Genomic DNA, 18,572 nt, shown 5'->3' on the forward strand with positions numbered 1-18,572 from the left:
GTTATGAAAAAAGTCTTTATAGTTAGATTTCTAATAATAACTTTATTTTTATCGGTATTGGGTTGTACAACGCCGTACGATTACCAATCTAGTAGCGCTTATGAAGATGTTATTGTAATTGAAGCAACTATCACAAATCAAAATAAAACTCATGAAGTAAAAGTTACAAGAGCCTATAAGCTTGATGAAAAAACGCCAACTTTTGAAACTAATGCTACTGTTTTTGTTACCGATAATATGGGCAATAAATACGATTTCAAACAAAATGCTGAAAATTATACTTCTGTTGCTCCGTTTCAGGCTGCTCCAGATAGGCAATATCAATTGCATGTTCGCACTAAGGATGGAAGAGATTATGTTTCAACCACTGAAAAACTACCACAACAAACTGATATTGAAAGTGTAGAAGCCAAAGCAAAAACCAAAAACAATCAGCTTGGTATTGAAATCACTGTAAATAGTACAGATCCTACAAATAGCTCGCACTACTACAGATATGAATATGACGAAGCTTATAAAGTTGTAGCACCAAAATGGTATGCTCAAAAAGCTGTCCCTGTTTTTTTTGCTCCTGGTTCTAATCCTCCAGGAAAAGTGGTTTTTGAGGACAGAACAACTGAAGCAAGAATTTGCTACTTAAGCCAAAGTTCAAACGAACTGATTTTAACCAGCACAAGCGATTTATCTGAAGATAAGGTAATCAATTTCCCTGTTCGATTTATTGCCAGTACTGATCCTATTATAAGAAACAGATACAGCATATTGGTAAAACAATATGTGCAAAATCTTGCTGCACATACTTTTTTCGCAACATTAAAAGAGATATCTAATATAGGAAGCATCTTATCACAAACACAGCCAGGATTTTTTTACGGCAACATTCAATCAGTTGCTAATCCAAAGGAAAAAGTTATTGGTTATTTTGATGTGTCGTCATATTCTGAAAAAAGGATTTTTTTCAATTTTACTGACTTACTAAATGGTCAGCCATTCCCAAACTATCAATATGATTGCCCTGCTCCAATTCCTGATATTTCTAGAGGAGAATATATGTTCAATTATTGCTTTAGCCAAAATCCATTGCTGGAATGTCAAGGAGAGGTAATATTAAATTTATTAGCCAGCGGCATTAAAGTCTTTTATCCGACAGAATCACCCACTAACTACATTTTGTATCCAGTAGAATGCGGAGACTGTACTTCATTTTCATCAAACGTAAAACCACCATTTTGGATAGACTAAAATACATATTATATATAGCGCTCGCTTTTAGCAGTCAGCAGATTGTATTTGCTCAAAAAAACAATTCTGTAAATGAACTGAATGAAGTTGACAAAAAAATTAATGAGTCAATTTATATCAGCACAAATGCAAATTCTTTTTTGACAGGCGAAACTTTACAATACAAATTATTCTGTATCGACAAATTAGCAAATACTGCTTCAATTTTTAGCAAAATAGCTTACGTACAGTTAATTGACAATAATAAAAAAACGGTTTTCACACATAAATTGTTTCTTGATAAAGCAACAGGAAATGGTGACTTTTTTATTCCAACCACATTGGAAACCGGAAGCTACAAATTGATTGGTTATACAAACTGGATGCTTAATAAAACTGTACCGGATTATTTTTCTACCGATATTTACATTGTAAATCCGTATAAAGAAAATCCAAGTGGCAGTACAGTTTCGTACAATTCCGTTTCTTCAGAAACTGTAAACAACAGCAATATTTCATTTGATATAAAAAACAAATCATACAATATACGAGATTTGATTGAACTAAATGTCAAATCAAATTCTGACGAATTTATAAAAGGAAATTATACTTTGTCCGTTAGAAAAACAGATGGTTTTTTAGTTCAAAACAAAGCAATTTTTAGCGGTAAAACCTACCAAAATGGCGAAATCACAAGCGGCCAATTTGTATTGCCTGAATTGCGAGGTGAAATCATAACAGGAAAAATATCTTCGGCAAATGCTGAAATTAAAAACAAAAAAGTAGCACTTTCTATTGTTGGAAAAAATGCCGACCTGAAAATTGTAAAAACCGATGATCAAGGCAAATTCATTGTTATTTTAGAAAAAGAGAACTCAAATTCAAATATTATCGTTCAAGTTCTTGAAAGCGGCAAAGAAGATTATGTAATTGAAATTGATAAACAAAAGGACGTAGATTTTTCTAATTTAACTTTTCCTGTCGTTCAATTCAATTCAGATTTCAAACAAAATATCACAGACCGCTTAATTTCGACTCAAGTTGAAAATGCTTATTATGATGTCAAAAAAGATAGCGTAATATCACCGGCAATAGCTCTTCCTTTTTTCGGAGCAAAATCTGAAGAATTTATATTAGATGATTTTACGCGATTCCCAAATATCGAGGAAACAATTACAGAAATCCTAAAAGGTGTTTACTATCGAAAAAACGATAATATTTACTCCATTCATGTTTTTGACAATAATGATAATTACGAATCGGCATTACCAACCATGATTATTGTCGATGGATTAATTATTGAAGACTTAAATGAGTTTTTTGCCTTTAATCCTAAGAGTCTTTTTAAAGTAAATGTAGTGCGAGGAATTTATTATTATGGCTCAAAATCTTTTAATGGAATCGTTTCGTTCACAACAAAAAATGGTGATTATGATACTAAACTCAAAGGAAAATTTATTGTTAGGCCAGAAATTTTAAGACCTCAGGTAAAGAAAAACTATTTTAGTCCTGATTACATAAGCAATAAGAACGTAAGAATTCCAGATTACAGACATCAGCTTCTATGGCAGCCAAACATTGATTTGAGCAAAACATCAAATAGTAAATTTTATGCTTCTGATGTATCAGGAAAATATGAAGTGACACTTGAAGGATTTTCAGCTTCTGGAAAACCCGTTTTTATAAAAGATTTCATAGAAATAAAAGAAGAAGCTAGCAATTAGTTTTATTCTGATCAAAACATCCAAATAAACCTCTGTTTCTAAATTTGAAATAGAGGTTTATTTTTTTTCTTATTTAACGCAACCTTTTTCTTTTTTTCACACTATTAATTATAAACCGAAGATCTCCTTACAACAATACTACAAAATCAAAAGATAAAATTTGAATTTAGACGAACTCATAAAAAAGTGCATTAAGCAAAACCGAAAAGCGCAAGAAGAATTATACCAAGAGTATAAGAAAGTGCTTTATGTGTTATGTCTTAAGTATTGTACCAATGAAGTTGAGGCTGAAGACAATCTTCATGATGCTTTTATAGAGATATACAGCAATATAAAAAATTATAACGGAAGAGGAAGTTTTGAAGGTTGGATCAAAAGAATAACAATCAACAAAGCAATAAGCCGATATAAGCAATCTTATCTTTTAACAGCAATTAAAGATGAATATCCGGATGACGATTTTATTAATGAAAATGAAATCGATTTGTCGCTAGATACTATTTTGTCTTTTGTTCAGGAATTGCCACATCAATATCGATTGGTTTTCAGCTTATATGAATTAGACGATTATTCACATCAGGAAATTGCCGAAATGCTGTCAATTTCTGAAAACACTTCAAAATCAAATTTGCATCGGGCAAAACAAATTTTAAAGGAAAAAATTAAATCAAAAAGTACATTTTATTATTCTAAACAAAAAAATGGAAAATAGAACTGAAATAGGAAAAGCAATCCGAGATCACTTAAATAATTTGGACAAAAGTCCGAATGACGCTTTGTGGTCAAAAATTGAAAAAGATTTAAATCAAAAAAGACGCAGACGAGTTTTGGCTTGGTTAATTCCGAGTTTAATCGCTGTCGTGCTTTCTTGTTCATTACTTTATCTTAAATCTGATTTTCAGGAAAAAAATCAAACTCAGCAAACACAGCAAACAAAATCAAAAAGCGAAGCCAATACAAAAAATCAGACTTTAAAATCAAGTAAAGTTCCAAATCCAAAATCTATATTATTAAAAACAGAACCAGACCAAATTACTACGGTTTCAAAAACCAAAAATGTTAAACTTATAAAAGAATCCAGTAAGTTAATTACCTCTACAAGTGAATATGAAGAATATGAAGTGGTAAAAAAATATAAAGTAGTTATTAGAAAAGAAGAAAGAAATACAAAACCTATAAAACCAGAAGCTGTCAAAAAAACAGCTAAACCAGGTTTTTCGGCAAACTTAAAAAAGACATCAAAAGAAAAAACTGCAAAAGTAAATTCAAAAAAAACAAATAAAAGCCAAAGCACTAAACAGAGCAAAGGGGAAATTAAAAAATCTCCTTTTACACCAACTCCACAAAAAAGTATTGTACAAAAAGACACTTTAATAATCGTAAAAACTGAAACATCTCCAAAAATTACGGAAATAAAAAAAGACAGCATTGTAACTATTGATAGTCTAAAAACCCCTGTAAAAGCAACGGCAAAAAGAGAATACAAAAAAACCATTTACAACACTAAAACAAATGAATTAAATCCAGATGTGAGTATTCATGCTTTTTATGGTCCGGCAATTTTTGGTTCTTTGAATGGCAAGTCATTGATTAACCCAATTATGGACAATCTTTCAAAAAGTCATCCTGTAAGTTCACATTATGGAGTGTATGTCAAAACTATGTTTGACAAATTCGGCTTCCGAGCTGGCTTTTCAAAAATTAATTTAAAAATTACGACAGCACTCGGTCAAAATTTAATTACGAATTATAATAACATCGATTTAAAATCGGACATTAATATAAAAGATACTTTTGCAAATTCAAGCGACATTGAATTGCAACAAAAACTTTCTTATTATGAAATTCCATTGGACTTTAATTATGTACTAAAAAAAGACGATACTAAATTTGGAATCGATGCTTTTACCGGATTCAGCTTTTTAATATTAGACAAAAATGAGCTTTATTTGAAATCTGAAAAAGTTGAAAAACAAACGATTGGAGAAGCAAAAAATATTTCTGGGGTCAATATTTCCTATGATCTCGGAATTGGTTTCACATATAAATTAACAGATAAAATTGGTTTAGATTTAAATCCGATTTTCAAATATTATCTGAATACTTTTAAAGAAAATGGAGAAACAAAACCCTATAGCTTATCGCTTCAAACAGGAATAAATTATAAATTTTAAAAATATTTTTTACTTAGTTGTAACTTTTTTGATACTTCATACGTATAACTACTTGTACACTTAAAAATTGAGGAGACAAAAACATGAGACAACTTAAAATCACCAAGCAGGTAACCAATCGTGAAACTGCATCGTTAGATAAATATCTACAAGAAATCGGAAAAGTTGACCTAATTACCGCTGATGAAGAGGTAGAATTAGCACAAAGAATTAAGGCGGGTGATCAAAGAGCATTAGAAAAATTAACAAAAGCCAACCTACGTTTCGTTGTATCGGTTGCTAAACAATATCAAAATCAAGGATTAACTCTTCCTGACTTAATTAACGAAGGAAACTTAGGTCTTATCAAAGCTGCACAACGTTTTGATGAAACTCGTGGTTTCAAATTTATCTCTTACGCAGTTTGGTGGATTCGTCAATCGATCCTTCAGGCGTTGGCAGAACAATCTCGTATCGTTCGTTTACCTTTGAACAAAATTGGTTCTATCAATAAAATCAACAAAATGTATGCATTATTAGAGCAATCTAATGAACGTCCGCCTTCTGCTGAAGAAATTGCAAAAGAACTTGACATGACTGTAAATGACGTAAAAGAGTCTATGAAAAACTCTGGACGTCACTTATCTATGGATGCACCTCTTGTTGAAGGTGAAGATTCTAACCTTTATGACGTTTTACGTTCTGGAGAATCTCCAAACCCAGACAGAGAATTAATTCACGAATCATTACGTACTGAAATCGAGCGTTCATTAGAAACATTAACTCCAAGAGAGGCTGATGTAGTTCGTTTGTATTTTGGTCTTGGCGATCAACACCCAATGACTCTTGAGGAAATTGGAGAAACTTTCGACCTAACTCGTGAGCGTGTTCGTCAAATTAAAGAAAAAGCAATCCGTAGATTGAAACACACTTCTAGAAGTAAAATCCTTAAAACTTATTTAGGATAATAATATAAATTTCAATATTTTTAAATTGCTTCGCCAGTTCGCTAGCGCTCGTGTCCAAATTCCAACCAACAATTGGAATTTGGAATTTTAGATTTGGAATTTAAAAGCAAACAACAGTTTGATTGACTGTTCGTTTTTTGATTGATGATTGAAACTCCGGCTGATTACCGGAGTTTTTTATTTTATTATTTAGCTGAAAAGTTTGTTATTTACGGAAATATGCTCGCAAAGTCGCAGAGTCGCAAAGTTTATTATTCTTTGCGACTCTGCGACTTTGCGAGATTCTTAAAAAAAACTTTGTGTGCTTTGCGTAAATCTTAGCGCACTTTGCGGTTAAATTTCAATGCAAATCATAAAAAATTTATCTTTGTAAAAAACAACACACCACTACACAATGAAAAATACACTTATAGCTCCTTCAGTCCTTGCTGCCGATTTTGCAAATCTGCAACGTGATATCGAAATGATCAATAACAGTCAGGCTGACTGGTTTCATATCGACATCATGGATGGAGTTTTTGTTCCGAATATCTCTTTTGGAATGCCCGTTTTAGAAGCTATTTCAAAACATGCAAAAAAATATATTGATGTACATTTAATGATTATCGATCCCGATCGCTACATTAAAACTTTTGCAGATTTAGGAGCGAATGGACTAACAGTACATTATGAAGCTTGTACGCATTTGCACAGAACTTTGCAAGCCATTAAAGCTGAAGGAATGAAAGCCGGGGTTGCCATTAATCCTCATACAAATATCGATTTATTGGAAGATGTTATAAATGATATTGATTTAGTTTGCATTATGAGCGTTAATCCAGGTTTTGGAGGGCAATCTTTTATTGAAAACACTTATGCGAAAATTCAAAAACTAAAAGCTTTAATTACACGCAAAAATGCTTCAACTTTAATTGAAATTGACGGCGGAGTTACCAGCAAAAATGCAAAACAATTAGTAGAAGCCGGAGCTGATGTTTTAGTTGCAGGAAGCTTTGTTTTTAAAGCCGAAAATCCAACTCAGACTATTCAAGAATTAAAAGTCCTTACTGCTTTTTAAGTTTTTCAAATTCGGAAAGAAATCAATTCCAGTCATTTTTTCCAAAGTTTCAATCGGAACAACGAAATCATAAATTGGCTTGTCACTGTCTTCATTCGGAACTAAAAAAGCAATTGCTTTATGTTCTTTCCCAGATTTGGTCAGAACGATTTTATAAAAATATTTAGGGACAGCAACATTTTCTGTCCCTATTTTTTTGTCTGAATCTTTCAGAATTCCTCCCGTTACTACATAAATATCGTTGTACTTTCCAGCCCAATAACGTGTTTTTTGTTCTATTCTGTTCCAGATTCCGCTATTGAAATCGTGTTTTTGAGGAGAAATATTAGAGGTATAAAAAGTATCGTTATAAGCATCTTTATTGAATTCCATATCGCCTGCAGGACAAAGATGTCCTTTATCATAACCTGATTTTTTATAATTTCTCCAATCTGCAGAACCCGTTGTTACTTTTGGATCTTCAATAAAATAAGGACGCTTGTATTCATTATTTTTTAAATATTCCTTTTTTAATTCGTACGCAACCCATTCAGCCTGTTCAAACTTTTCGTTATAAGAAAGTGTGTAGTATTTGTGCTTTACAATCTGTCCTGTGGTTGAAGTTGGCAAATAAGAAACAGTATACAAAGAATCTGTAGTGTTTTGCACTGAAGCCGAAGTAAAAGGTGCCGGTTTTTCAGGCAGTGCTTCTACTCTTTCTGAATTCTCTTTTTTACAAGAAAACAATACCAAACCTATCAAAACTAAAATTATATAATTCTTCATCTTTTATTTTTATTACGAAATAAACTTACAAAAAAATGCTCCATAAATAATATATCTATGGAGCATTTTAATAACAAATTAATTCTTTAAGGAACTAAGATTTTACCAGTTTATCCTTTTTCATTTTTGGAGTAACTGTATTTTTTACATAGCCTTTAGTTTGCAAATCATCTAAAACATTTAAAGCTTCTTCTACATAAACGTCTTTAGCTAGTGCCTGGTGCCAAGCTTCTCTTTTTTCTTTTAATGTAGCATCATTATTCATTTCAAGTTCTTCATAAGGCAATGATTTAAAAACCAGATTGTTTTTGTAATCAGCAATTGGTTTGTATTTTTTACCTTCACTTTCAACTTGTTCCTGAGTCGCTTTAAAGTTTTTAATATTTAAACTATAAGTATTCTCTTTATTTTTAATATCAATCCATTTTGCATTGTCTTCAATTAATTTGAATTGATCATTATTAGCGATTCTGTTACGGCTGTTATTGATTGCTTGGTTGAATTTTTCATTAGAAGTCCAAGTGCTGTAATCAGCTGGATCAATTTTGTCCCAAGGCATTGCGTTATCAATATCACGCTCACCCATTTTTAAATAAGCGTAACGATCTGGCATCACAACATCACTATGAACACCTTCTAATTGAGTTGAACCTCCGTTGATTCTGTAGAATTTTTGCCCTGTAATTTTCAAAGCACCTAAATCTCCATAATTTGCGTTACGAACAAACTGATTTAAATCAAGAACATTTTGCACTGTTCCTTTTCCATAAGTTTGTTTACTTCCAATGATAACTCCACGTTTGTAATCCTGAATTGCAGCAGCCAAAATCTCTGAAGCCGAAGCTGAGAAACTGTTCACCATAATTACCAATGGTCCATCCCACTCGATTTTTTTATCTTTATCGTATAAAACTTCTTTCTTTTTACCAGCAGATTTTACCTGTACAATTGGTCCTTCTTCAATGAATAAACCAGCAATATCAACAACTGTAGAAAGAGATCCTCCTCCGTCATCACGAACGTCAAGAACAATACCGTTGATATCTTCTTTTTTCAGTCTTTCTACTTCAAGTGCAATATCTTTTCCGGCGTCACGGCCATCTTTATTTTCAAAATCAATATAGAATTTTGGTAAATAAATTACACCGTATTTCAATCCGTTTCTTTCAACAATACTTGACTTAGCGTATGTTTCTTCAATTTCAACAACATCTCTGATAATTGAAATTACTTTAATAGTACCGTCAACTTTTTTAACTGTAAGTTTTACTTCAGTTCCTTTGTGACCTTTAATTTTTTTCACAACATCATCAAGACGCATTCCAACAACATCAACTGGCTCTTCGTTTCCTTGTGCCACTTTCAAAATCATATCACCTGCTTCAAGCTGTTTTCCTTTCCATGCTGGCCCACCAGAAATTAATTCATCAATTTGAGTGAAATCATTTTTCTTCGTTAAACGAGCTCCAATTCCTTCTAATTTTCCACTGATGTTAACATCAAAACGATCTTTTTCTTCTGGAGCAAAATAACTTGTATGAGGATCAAAACGAGTCATGATTGAGTTAACATATACAGAAAACCAATCTCCTTTATTTAAATCTTTAATCAAACTGAAATTATCATCTAACGATTTTAAAGAACTCTCACGAGTTTCTTTCTCTAAAGTCTCAAATGATTTTTCTTTATAAGCAGGATCGCTTTTCTTTTTATCATCTTCTAATTTTTGTTTTGTAACCAATGAAGAAAGTGTAGACAATTTAATCTGTTTTCTCCATCTTTCATTGATTTCAGTTGCATTTTTAGCATAAGGAAGATGCTCATAATCAGCATTAAAAGTCTCGTCAACATTATAGTTGAAAGGCTGTGCTAAAATTGTTTTGTAACGTTTTTTACTTTCTTCCATACGCTTCATCAATCTTGTATAAGTAAGATTAAAAAACGTAAGATCTTTGTTTAAAAACTGGTCATCAAGCTGTAATTCGTACTGCTTAAATTCATCAATATCTGACTGCAGGAAAAACCTTTTTGAAGGATCCAGTGCATCAATATAATCTTTAAAAATTCCCTTAGAAAATTCATCATTTATCTCAGCCGGACTATAGTGTCCTTTTTCAATAACAAAGGCAAGCAATTCTAAAAGCGTTTTGTCTCTATTTGGATCCGGATCTTCTGACTTATCAGCATTTATTTTAAATGCAAACAGGGTAACAGATAAGCATAATACGGCTATAAGTATTTTATAATTTCTTTTCATAAACTTAATAATAGCATTCATCAAATTTTTTAATCTAAGTTACGGTAAAAACTGTGCCAACAAAGCCAAGCTCACTATAATTTTTTGTTAAAGATATAAAATTGTTTGTTGTTCAAAAGTCCTTTAAGATTTAGTTTAGAATTTTTATTTATTTGTTAGAAATCTACCAAAATCTGTTACTACATTTGCCTAAAGAAGCTTTAATTTTGATAAAACAAAAAATTCAACCATAGCATGAAAGACGAAAAACCCTTAATATTAGTAACCAATGACGACGGAATTCTGGCTCCCGGAATTAGAGCCTTGATTAGTGTTATGGAAACTATTGGAGAAGTTGTGGTTGTTGCACCTGATAAACCGCAAAGCGCAATGGGGCACGCCATAACAATCAATAACACCTTATTTTTAGATAAAATTTCGAAGGAAGACGATGCTATAACCGAATACAGCTGTTCTGGAACTCCCGTAGATTGTGTAAAACTGGCAGTAAATGAAATTTTGAAAAGAAAACCAGACCTTTGTGTTTCAGGAATAAATCACGGTTCAAACTCTTCGATCAATGTAATTTATTCTGGAACAATGAGCGCCGCTGTCGAAGCCGGAATCGAAGGAATTCAGGCCATAGGTTTTTCTCTTCTTGACTTTGACTGGAATGCCGATTTTGAACCCGTAAAATCCTTCGTTAAAAAAATAGTTCTTGAGACGCTTGCCAATAAATTACCCACAGGTGTCGTTTTAAATGTAAATTTTCCGAAATTAAAAGAAAACGAAATAAAGGGAATTAAAATTTGTCGTCAAGCGAAAGCGTATTATGCACAGAAATTTGACAAACGACAAACCCCTTTTGGAAAAGATTATTACTGGCTGACCGGAAAATTCACAAACGAAGATAAGGGCGAAGATACAGATGAATGGGCTCTCGAAAATGGTTATATTTCTGTTGTTCCCGTTCAATTTGACTTAACGGCTCATCATTCAATGCAACAACTTAATACCTGGAAATTAAATGAATAAATTAGACATGCTTATTGGTTTTATTATAGGAATTATCACTTCACTTATAGGAAGTTATCTTTTCATTAAATTATTTACCTCTTTTAATCTTTCAAATGGTCTTCTAACCATAAAACAATACGGATATTTAGGAAAAGTAATCACTTTAGGAACCGTTTTAGACCTTCTTTTATTCTTATTTCTGTTAAAAAGAAACAAAGAATTAATGGCGAGAGGCGTTGTTTTTGCTGTGATTGTTTTAGCAATTTCGACTTTGTTTATTTAAATCTTATCTTTGTTCTGCAAAAAAATGCTGTGCTTTAAAATTACAGTGCACTTTTAAAAAACTCAATATGAAATATTACATAATAGCTGGCGAAGCTTCTGGAGATTTACATGGTTCGAACTTAATGAAAGCTTTGTATGAAGAAGATCCGCAGGCTGAAATCAGATTTTGGGGCGGTGATTTAATGCAGAAAACTGGCGGAACTTTAGTAAAACACTATCGTGACTTAGCTTTTATGGGTTTTGTTGAAGTTGTTTTTAACTTGAAAACAATTTTAAACAATATTAAAATCTGCAAAAAAGACATTTCTGAATTCAAGCCAGATGTATTAATTTTTATTGATTATCCGGGTTTCAATATGCGTATTGCAAAATGGGCTAAAGCTTTAAATTATAAAACGCACTATTATATTTCGCCGCAAATTTGGGCTTGGAAAGAAAATAGAATTACGGCAATTAAGCAAGATGTCGATAAGATGTTTGTGATTCTTCCTTTCGAAAAAAGTTTTTATGAAGATAAACATCATTTTCCAGTTGATTTTGTCGGGCATCCATTAATTGATGCTATCCAGAACCAGCCTGCTTTTGATGAAGCAACATTTAGAAAAGAAAATAAATTAGGCGAAAAACCAATTATTGCTGTTTTACCGGGAAGCCGTAAACAGGAAATCACAAAAATGCTGAGCGTGATGTTGAGCGTTGTAGATGATTTTCAGGATTATGAATTTGTAATTGCCGGCGCTCCAAGTCAGGATTACGAATTTTATCAGCAGTTTATAAAAAATAAAAATATTGCCTTTGTTTCTAACAGAACTTACGATTTGTTGCGTTCTTCAACTGCGGCTTTAGTAACTTCTGGAACTGCAACTTTAGAAACTGCCCTTTTTAAAGTTCCCGAAGTTGTATGCTATAAAGGAAGTGCGATTTCATATCAAATTGCAAAACGCATTATCACTTTAAAATACATTTCGCTTGTCAATTTAATTATGGATCAGGAAGTTGTGACCGAATTGATTCAAAGTGAATGTAACACAAAACGAATCAAAGAAGAACTTCAAAAATTATTAGAGCCTGCTTATCGCGAAAAATTATTGAAGAACTATGATGTTTTGGAACAAAAACTTGGCGGAGTTGGTGCCAGCAAAAAAACAGCAAAACTTATTGTCGCCGACTTAAAGCAAGCTTAAACTTTTTGATTTTGAAAAAAATACTTGTTTTACTGCTTTTAGCAATCACTTTTGTCTCTTGTAAATCTTCTTCGGCTGCAGTCAGCAAAAAGGAGACAAAACGAGAAAACAAATATATTGTCAATCATTTGATCGAAACTGCATCAGAAAATATTGGCGTAAAATATAAGGCAGGCGGAACTACTAAAAATGGTTTTGACTGTTCCGGACTTGTCTATACTACTTTTGAATCTGAAAACATTCAATTACCTAGAAGTTCATTCGAACAATCAAAAATCGGAATTGTAATTCCGGTAAAAGATGCTCAAAAAGGTGATTTGATTTTCTTTAAAACCAACAAAAGCAAACAAATAAATCATGTTGGATTAATCACAGAAATAAATTCAAACGAAATTAAATTCATACATTCCTCTACTTCAAAAGGCGTGATTATTTCTTCTACAAAAGAACCTTATTATCAAAATTCTTTTGCTCAAATCAACCGAATTGTAGAATAATTATTTTATATTCTTTTTCTTACAAATTTTTAATACTTTTAAAACATGAAAGTATTAGATTTTCCCTTAGTCAGAATTACCATTTGGTTTCTTCTCGGTATTTTATTTTTTTATTATCAACAGATCACAATGCTCTTTTCAATTATAGCAGTGGTTTTTGGTTTCGTTATTTTTCTAATTTCATTCTTTTTAAGCAAAAAATATAAACTATCGATTTCCCTATTTGGCGCGAGCACCTATTTTATTTCATTTTTCATCGGCGGCATCAGCTTACTCACACACACTGATTCGCTTCAAAAATCAAATTATATCCATTGTAAAAAAGCTTTTGAAAATCCGTGTCAAATTACATTTACAATCCGCGAAAAACTAAAAAGCAATTCATATAGCGATCGCTATACAGCAATAATACATTCTATAGACAGAAAAGCTTGTTCTGGCAAAATCATTGTCAACATTGCTAAAGACAGCACAATTAATCGCATTTTAATTGGCAATCAGATTAAAGTAAAAACAACTTTAAAGCGCAACAATTCAAATAAAAATCCAAATCAGTTTGACTATGACAAATATTTAGCCGATCGCCAAATTTATGCACAAGTTTATATCAATAAATCCGAAGTCAAAATCAATAAAGAAATCACAAAAGACATTTGGTATTATTCAGATTTCCTGCATCAGCGTATTATTCGAAATTTGGAAAAAGCACATTTCAATCCCGCCGAAATGAATGTAGCGCTTGCTTTGATTTTAGGACAACAACAAGAAATTTCATCCGATATTATTCAGGATTATCAATATTCTGGCGCTACGCATATACTATCTGTTTCTGGGCTGCATGTTGGTTTTATTATGCTTCTTATCAATTTTTTATTAAAACCAATTCCAAACACTAAGAAAGGTTCGTTTATAAAATTAATTTCCGTTTTAACAGCTTTAAGCTCTTTTGCAATAATTTCAGGATTATCACCATCAGTTTTACGCTCAGTTGTAATGTTCTCTTTTCTCGCCATTGGAAATCACCTTCGAAGAACAGGAAATATTTACCACAACCTTTTGGTTTCAATGCTGTTGATTTTACTTTTTGAGCCTTATTTTTTATTTGATGCAGGCTTCCAATTAAGCTATATTGCTTTATTTTTTATTCTTTGGTTACAACCATTATTAAAGAAGATCTGGAGTCCGAAAAATAAAATAGCACTTTATATATGGGACGCTTTGACCGTATCATTTGCCGCTCAAATAGGAGCTTTCCCTTTGTGCTTATATTATTTTCATCAATTTCCAGGTTTGTTTTTCATTACCAATATCGCAATCATTCCTGTTTTAGCATTTGTTATGGTAGTCGGAATTATCGTAATGGTATACGCTGCTTTTGATGTTCCGCCAGAACTTTTAGCTCAAATTCTCGAGAAAAGCATTTATCTTTTAAATCAGATTATTCACGCCGTTGCTTCAGTAAAATCTTTTGTAATACTTGATATAAGTTTTAATTTTTATTTTTTAGTCACCTTTTATCTGCTAATATTTACATCAATTATTTGGCTCAAAAAACCTGATTATCCAAAATTTCTATTATTTGTGCTTGCAATAATTACAACTCAAATTTCCTTCATTTACACAAAAAAGGAAACAGAAACTAAGAAGGAAATGATTGTTTACAACGCAAAGAAAAAAACGTTGATTACGATGGTTTCAGGAAAAAATGTTGATTTATTTACAACTAATAAACTTCTATTAGCTGACCCAAAAAACAACATTTTGAAATCTTATTTGGTTGGAAATTTCAGCAAAATAAAATCGATTACTACAATTAAAAATGTAATGTTCTACAATGGAAAAAAAATATTCATCATAGACAGTTCAGGAATTTACAAAAACAATATACAGCCCGATATTCTATTGCTCATCCAATCTCCAAAAATAAACTTGGAACGTGTGCTTTCAGAAATGCATCCAAAAATTATTATTGCCGATGCTTCAAATTCCAATTCAATCCAAAAAATTTGGAAAGAAACCAGCAGCAAAAAAAATATCCCTTTTCATGCTACTGCCGAAAAGGGATATTATCAGTTAAAATAAGTTCTATTACTCTGGATTCATCATAATATTAGCTTCAGTAATCCATGCTTTTGCACTTATTGGTTTGTAAGGAAGCCTACCAAGCAAATTAAAAGTTGTTTTTGTTTTTCGAACAGTAGCTAAAGTCAAACAAGCCTGTGGCAATTCAACAACACCAAGTGCCGATTTTAAACTTACATTTTGCTCCTTTTCAGCATCAGATATTGTAGTATCTGATAAATCCAATTTTACCAAAACAACATTGTCACGAGCCCATACGACAAAATCTGGCGTATTAAAAATTTCGTTTTGAAGTTTTGTTGGTGCGCCCGCAATTGTAAAAAATATAAATAGCGGTCTTTTTTGTTCCATACTTGCAGCAACAGCATCAGTCATTGTAGTTTTCCAGACTAATCCCTGCGAATGCAGAAAAAACGAACCTAGGAAAAATACTAGAGTAAGTAATTTTTTGTTCATAATCTTTGGGGTTTAAGGAGTAGGTTAATTTCGACTAAAGTAATATAATATCCCGCTAAAATTCTCAAGTTTAAACAAAAAATTGAAAAAAAATTAAAGAAAATCGAATTTGCTAATTAAAAGTTAAAAAAATACAAAAATGAAAAAAAAACATATGCTAAATTATTAAACTATCTATCTGTGTCATAAAAAAATTCCCTTTCTACATTGTAAAAAGGGAATTTTTAAACGATTAAACGCTGTTTATTTCTATTCACTTGGATGCAAAATCCCATTAGATTCGGCAATCCATGCTTTTGCTCCGCCTGGTTTATAGGATATTTTTCCTAGCGCGCTAAAAGTCGTTTTTGTCTTTCTGATAGATGCACTTGCAAAACAAACCTGAGGCAGTTCGTCTACGCCAAAAGCATTTTTCAATTTAAGATTTTGTTCTTTATCACCGTCAGACGCAGCGTTATCAGACAAATCAAGCTTAACGAGGATTACGTTATCACGGGACCATACAGCAAAATCCGGTGTTTTAAATATTTCATTCTGAAGATTCTCTGGTACACCTGAGGCAGTGAAAAGAATTAACATTGGTTTTCTTTGTTCATTACTAAGTGCAATTGCGTCTGTCATATTTGTTTTCCAAACAAGATTCTGAGCCTGCATAAAAAATGAACCTAAAAAAAACAGTAGGGTAAGTAATTTTTTAGTCATACTATATTGGTTTTGGTTAGATAGAGTGACGAAATTAACATATTATTTTAATTTTCCAATTTTTATTAATACAAAAAATACATAATATGTTTTTTTATATATAAATAAATATCAAATAATCAATTGCACATAAATTTAAATAAAAACTTTCCTACTAAAGAAAAAAGCTCCTTGTGTAAATTAACACAAGGAGCTCTCCAATTTTATTTATATTTTAATCTTACGACTTCTTCGGATTAACGATACCATCTGCTACAGTAAGCCAGGCAGTTGGACCACCAGCAACGTAACCTGTTTGACCAAGGCCTTTAAAATTTACTTTTCCATCTTTTGTTTCAGCACTTGTAAAAAAAATAGTTGGAAACCCCTGGATTCCAAAAGCTTGTTGCAATTCGTTATTCTGATTTTTTATTTCAGGAGTTTGAGGTGTTCTTCTTGGATAATCCAATTCAACCAAAACCACATTATCAGTAGCCCATTTTTTAAATTCAGGCGTTTTCAAAACTTCATTTTGTAAACGTATGCACCAACCGCACCAATCACTACCTGTGAAAAACATCAGCATTGGTTTATGGACATTATTACTTACTGTAATTGCTTCTCTGACATCAGTGTACCATTTTAGCTCCTGCGCTTGAGACACAAAACCTCCAATTACAAACAATGTGATTATGTATAATTTTTTCATCTTAGTTTTCTTTTGCACAAATTTAAACAAAAAAAGAATCGGTAAATAAGAACTATTTTACTTCTTGCATTAATTTTTTGATCAATGGCATAGCGATTATGAAAACAACACCAGCAACAACTGCATAAATTGCTAATTGATAATAACCATCAGTATACGCAATCAACTTAGACATTAACGTAGTTCCTGTATTTGCATTTGACATTTCAGCACCTAATTTTCCGGCAGCAAACTGCCCGAATGCACTAGATAAAAACCATAATCCCATCATCATTCCAAATAATCTTTTAGGAGATAACTTGGTAATCACAGACATTCCAATTGGACCAATACACAATTCTCCAAGTGTATATAGAAGATATCCTAAAGCAAAAACATCCAGAGAGCTTAATCCATCTTTATTAACAAAAAATCTTGCAGCATAAAAAATAAAGAATCCCGCCGCCAGTAAAAGGAATGACAAACTAAATTTAATAATCGTATTTGGCTCAATTTTTCGCTTCGCCATATATATCCACAACAAACCAACTAATGGACTAAAAATAATCACATATAATGAATTTATACTATTATTCACCACATTAGGATCAATATTGAAAAACAACAATTTGGTAGATAAATTATCTTTTGCAAACAAAGACAATGAGCCTCCTGATTGCTCTGAAATAGCCATGAACATGAAATACGCAAAAATAAAGATAAATGCCGCCAACAGCTTAAGTTGCTGCTTTCCTTCTTTAATCATTATTAATTCATATATAAAATATACTAATGCCAAAATTCCTATCGTATACATAAAATACTCTGTATAATCAGAATTTATAACCATTATGTAAACAAGTGGAATTACCAATATAGAACCAGCATAAACTGCGATTTCGGAAAGATTACGTCTTTTAGGAGTTTGATTTTGCAATGGAGAATTTCCAATTGGAGCAAGATGTTTTTTAGTCAAAAGGAAAGTTATAACACCAATAACCATAACAATTGCTGCAGAAAGAAAGCATAAACTCCAAGAATAGTTTTTTCCTAAATAAATAGGAATTGCACCACCCAACATACCTCCAATATTAATTCCGGCATAAAACAATCCGTAACCTGCGTCACGGCGCCCATCTTCTTCGTGATATAATTCCCCTACCATTGAAGAAACATTCGGCTTAAAAAAACCAGTTCCGATAATAGAAAGTGTTATACCATAATAAAAGAAATCATGCGGATTTGCAGCAATCAGTAAATTACCCAAAATCATAACGATTCCTCCAAAAAGAAGTGACTTTTTAAATCCTAAAATTTTATCAGCAAAAATTCCTCCAATAAATGTAAAAGCATAAACAAAAGCCTGTACAGCACCATATTGAAGATTTGCTTCCCCTTCAACCAAACCTAATTGGTCTACCATGAAAACTGCTAAAACCCCTCTCATTCCGTAGAAACAAAAACGTTCCCACATTTCAACTAAAAACAAGTACCACAATTGTTTTGGATACTTGCCTTTAAAATTTTGAATTTCTTCTAGTGTAATTGTATTCTCCAT

The 18,572-nt window shown here is 32.0% G+C and carries 17 protein-coding genes; 11 read left to right on the plus strand and 6 right to left on the minus strand.

The window, feature by feature from the left end:
• The first annotated feature begins 3 nt into the window (after positions 1 to 3).
• The 6 genes from ACNFIH_RS10525 to rpe all read left to right on the plus strand — a co-directional run bounded on the left by ACNFIH_RS10525 (position 4) and on the right by rpe (position 7,123).
• Entirely contained in the window at positions 4 to 1,242 is a 1,239-nt protein-coding gene (locus tag ACNFIH_RS10525; protein WP_426486577.1) for a DUF4249 domain-containing protein, read from the plus strand.
• Complete coding sequence (locus tag ACNFIH_RS10530; RefSeq protein WP_426486578.1) at positions 1,230 to 2,945, plus strand: hypothetical protein; 1,716 nt, start codon at positions 1,230 to 1,232, stop codon at positions 2,943 to 2,945. The genes ACNFIH_RS10525 and ACNFIH_RS10530 overlap by 13 nt, the downstream gene beginning before the upstream one ends.
• 160 nt (positions 2,946 to 3,105) lie before the next feature.
• On the plus strand, positions 3,106 to 3,657 hold the full coding sequence (locus ACNFIH_RS10535) for an RNA polymerase sigma factor (RefSeq protein WP_426486579.1): 552 nt from the start codon (positions 3,106 to 3,108) through the stop codon (positions 3,655 to 3,657).
• A complete protein-coding gene (locus ACNFIH_RS10540; RefSeq protein ID WP_426486580.1) occupies positions 3,647 to 5,119 on the plus strand; it encodes a hypothetical protein in 1,473 nt (490 codons plus the stop codon). The genes ACNFIH_RS10535 and ACNFIH_RS10540 overlap by 11 nt, the downstream gene beginning before the upstream one ends.
• A gap of 83 nt (positions 5,120 to 5,202) precedes the next feature.
• Positions 5,203 to 6,066: a sigma-70 family RNA polymerase sigma factor gene (locus ACNFIH_RS10545; RefSeq protein WP_007804760.1), complete on the plus strand. Its 864-nt coding sequence runs from the start codon at positions 5,203 to 5,205 to the stop codon at positions 6,064 to 6,066.
• A 394-nt stretch (positions 6,067 to 6,460) separates the two neighbouring features.
• The gene (gene rpe, locus ACNFIH_RS10550; RefSeq protein WP_426486581.1) at positions 6,461 to 7,123 is read left to right on the plus strand and encodes a ribulose-phosphate 3-epimerase; all 663 of its coding nucleotides are present in this window, start codon (positions 6,461 to 6,463) and stop codon (positions 7,121 to 7,123) included.
• Here rpe and ACNFIH_RS10555 read toward each other — a convergent pair.
• Both ACNFIH_RS10555 and ACNFIH_RS10560 read right to left on the minus strand, forming a co-directional pair.
• Complete coding sequence (locus ACNFIH_RS10555) at positions 7,100 to 7,888, minus strand: DNA/RNA non-specific endonuclease (RefSeq protein ID WP_426486582.1); 789 nt, start codon at positions 7,886 to 7,888, stop codon at positions 7,100 to 7,102. The two genes, rpe and ACNFIH_RS10555, sit on opposite strands and share 24 nt — an antisense overlap.
• Positions 7,889 to 7,982: 94 nt before the next feature.
• A complete protein-coding gene (locus tag ACNFIH_RS10560) occupies positions 7,983 to 10,166 on the minus strand; it encodes a carboxy terminal-processing peptidase (RefSeq protein ID WP_035645772.1) in 2,184 nt (727 codons plus the stop codon).
• A gap of 213 nt (positions 10,167 to 10,379) precedes the next feature.
• Between ACNFIH_RS10560 and surE the strand changes: the two genes are divergently transcribed.
• The 5 genes from surE to ACNFIH_RS10585 all read left to right on the plus strand — a co-directional run bounded on the left by surE (position 10,380) and on the right by ACNFIH_RS10585 (position 15,189).
• Positions 10,380 to 11,159, plus strand: a complete 780-nt coding sequence (gene surE, locus ACNFIH_RS10565) for a 5'/3'-nucleotidase SurE (RefSeq protein WP_343536087.1) — start codon at positions 10,380 to 10,382, stop codon at positions 11,157 to 11,159.
• Positions 11,152 to 11,424: a hypothetical protein gene (locus ACNFIH_RS10570; RefSeq protein ID WP_426486583.1), complete on the plus strand. Its 273-nt coding sequence runs from the start codon at positions 11,152 to 11,154 to the stop codon at positions 11,422 to 11,424. Before surE ends, ACNFIH_RS10570 begins: the two co-directional genes overlap by 8 nt.
• Positions 11,425 to 11,491: 67 nt before the next feature.
• Positions 11,492 to 12,610, plus strand: a complete 1,119-nt coding sequence (gene lpxB / locus ACNFIH_RS10575) for a lipid-A-disaccharide synthase (RefSeq protein WP_426486584.1) — start codon at positions 11,492 to 11,494, stop codon at positions 12,608 to 12,610.
• Between the two features lie 11 nt (positions 12,611 to 12,621).
• Positions 12,622 to 13,107, plus strand: coding sequence for a C40 family peptidase (locus ACNFIH_RS10580; protein ID WP_426486585.1), 486 nt, complete (start codon positions 12,622 to 12,624; stop codon positions 13,105 to 13,107).
• 129 nt (positions 13,108 to 13,236) lie between these two features.
• Positions 13,237 to 15,189 carry a ComEC/Rec2 family competence protein gene (locus ACNFIH_RS10585; RefSeq protein WP_426486586.1) on the plus strand — a complete coding sequence of 651 codons (1,953 nt, stop codon included), beginning with the start codon at positions 13,237 to 13,239 and terminating at the stop codon, positions 15,187 to 15,189.
• Positions 15,190 to 15,195: 6 nt separating this feature from the next.
• On the opposite strand, the gene ACNFIH_RS10590 is transcribed toward ACNFIH_RS10585, so the two are convergent.
• The 4 genes from ACNFIH_RS10590 to ACNFIH_RS10605 all read right to left on the minus strand — a co-directional run bounded on the left by ACNFIH_RS10590 (position 15,196) and on the right by ACNFIH_RS10605 (position 18,572).
• Positions 15,196 to 15,645 carry a hypothetical protein gene (locus ACNFIH_RS10590; protein WP_035645786.1) on the minus strand — a complete coding sequence of 150 codons (450 nt, stop codon included), beginning with the start codon at positions 15,643 to 15,645 and terminating at the stop codon, positions 15,196 to 15,198.
• A 249-nt stretch (positions 15,646 to 15,894) separates the two neighbouring features.
• Positions 15,895 to 16,347 (minus strand): hypothetical protein, encoded by a 453-nt coding sequence (locus ACNFIH_RS10595; protein WP_035645787.1) that lies wholly within the window; start codon positions 16,345 to 16,347, stop codon positions 15,895 to 15,897.
• A gap of 220 nt (positions 16,348 to 16,567) precedes the next feature.
• A complete protein-coding gene (locus ACNFIH_RS10600; RefSeq protein ID WP_035645789.1) occupies positions 16,568 to 17,035 on the minus strand; it encodes a thioredoxin family protein in 468 nt (155 codons plus the stop codon).
• 52 nt (positions 17,036 to 17,087) lie between these two features.
• Positions 17,088 to 18,572 (minus strand): peptide MFS transporter, encoded by a 1,485-nt coding sequence (locus tag ACNFIH_RS10605; RefSeq protein WP_426486587.1) that lies wholly within the window; start codon positions 18,570 to 18,572, stop codon positions 17,088 to 17,090.

It is taken from the genome of Flavobacterium sp. 2, assembly GCF_049949195.1.
GTDB lineage: Bacteria > Bacteroidota > Bacteroidia > Flavobacteriales > Flavobacteriaceae > Flavobacterium.

What these genes read in the sequence shown, in the direction of transcription:
- ACNFIH_RS10525 (WP_426486577.1), top strand. Translation starts at nt 4, where the DNA reads ATGAAAAAAGTCTTTATAGTTAGATTTCTAATAATAACTTTATTTTTA.
- ACNFIH_RS10540 (WP_426486580.1), top strand. Translation starts at nt 3,647, where the DNA reads ATGGAAAATAGAACTGAAATAGGAAAAGCAATCCGAGATCACTTAAAT.
- ACNFIH_RS10545 (WP_007804760.1), top strand. Translation starts at nt 5,203, where the DNA reads ATGAGACAACTTAAAATCACCAAGCAGGTAACCAATCGTGAAACTGCA.
- rpe (WP_426486581.1), top strand. Translation starts at nt 6,461, where the DNA reads ATGAAAAATACACTTATAGCTCCTTCAGTCCTTGCTGCCGATTTTGCA.
- ACNFIH_RS10555 (WP_426486582.1), bottom strand. Translation starts at nt 7,888, where the DNA reads ATGAAGAATTATATAATTTTAGTTTTGATAGGTTTGGTATTGTTTTCT.
- ACNFIH_RS10560 (WP_035645772.1), bottom strand. Translation starts at nt 10,166, where the DNA reads ATGAATGCTATTATTAAGTTTATGAAAAGAAATTATAAAATACTTATA.
- surE (WP_343536087.1), top strand. Translation starts at nt 10,380, where the DNA reads ATGAAAGACGAAAAACCCTTAATATTAGTAACCAATGACGACGGAATT.
- ACNFIH_RS10570 (WP_426486583.1), top strand. Translation starts at nt 11,152, where the DNA reads ATGAATAAATTAGACATGCTTATTGGTTTTATTATAGGAATTATCACT.
- lpxB (WP_426486584.1), top strand. Translation starts at nt 11,492, where the DNA reads ATGAAATATTACATAATAGCTGGCGAAGCTTCTGGAGATTTACATGGT.
- ACNFIH_RS10585 (WP_426486586.1), top strand. Translation starts at nt 13,237, where the DNA reads ATGCTCTTTTCAATTATAGCAGTGGTTTTTGGTTTCGTTATTTTTCTA.
- ACNFIH_RS10590 (WP_035645786.1), bottom strand. Translation starts at nt 15,645, where the DNA reads ATGAACAAAAAATTACTTACTCTAGTATTTTTCCTAGGTTCGTTTTTT.
- ACNFIH_RS10595 (WP_035645787.1), bottom strand. Translation starts at nt 16,347, where the DNA reads ATGACTAAAAAATTACTTACCCTACTGTTTTTTTTAGGTTCATTTTTT.
- ACNFIH_RS10600 (WP_035645789.1), bottom strand. Translation starts at nt 17,035, where the DNA reads ATGAAAAAATTATACATAATCACATTGTTTGTAATTGGAGGTTTTGTG.
- ACNFIH_RS10605 (WP_426486587.1), bottom strand. Translation starts at nt 18,572, where the DNA reads ATGGAGAATACAATTACACTAGAAGAAATTCAAAATTTTAAAGGCAAG.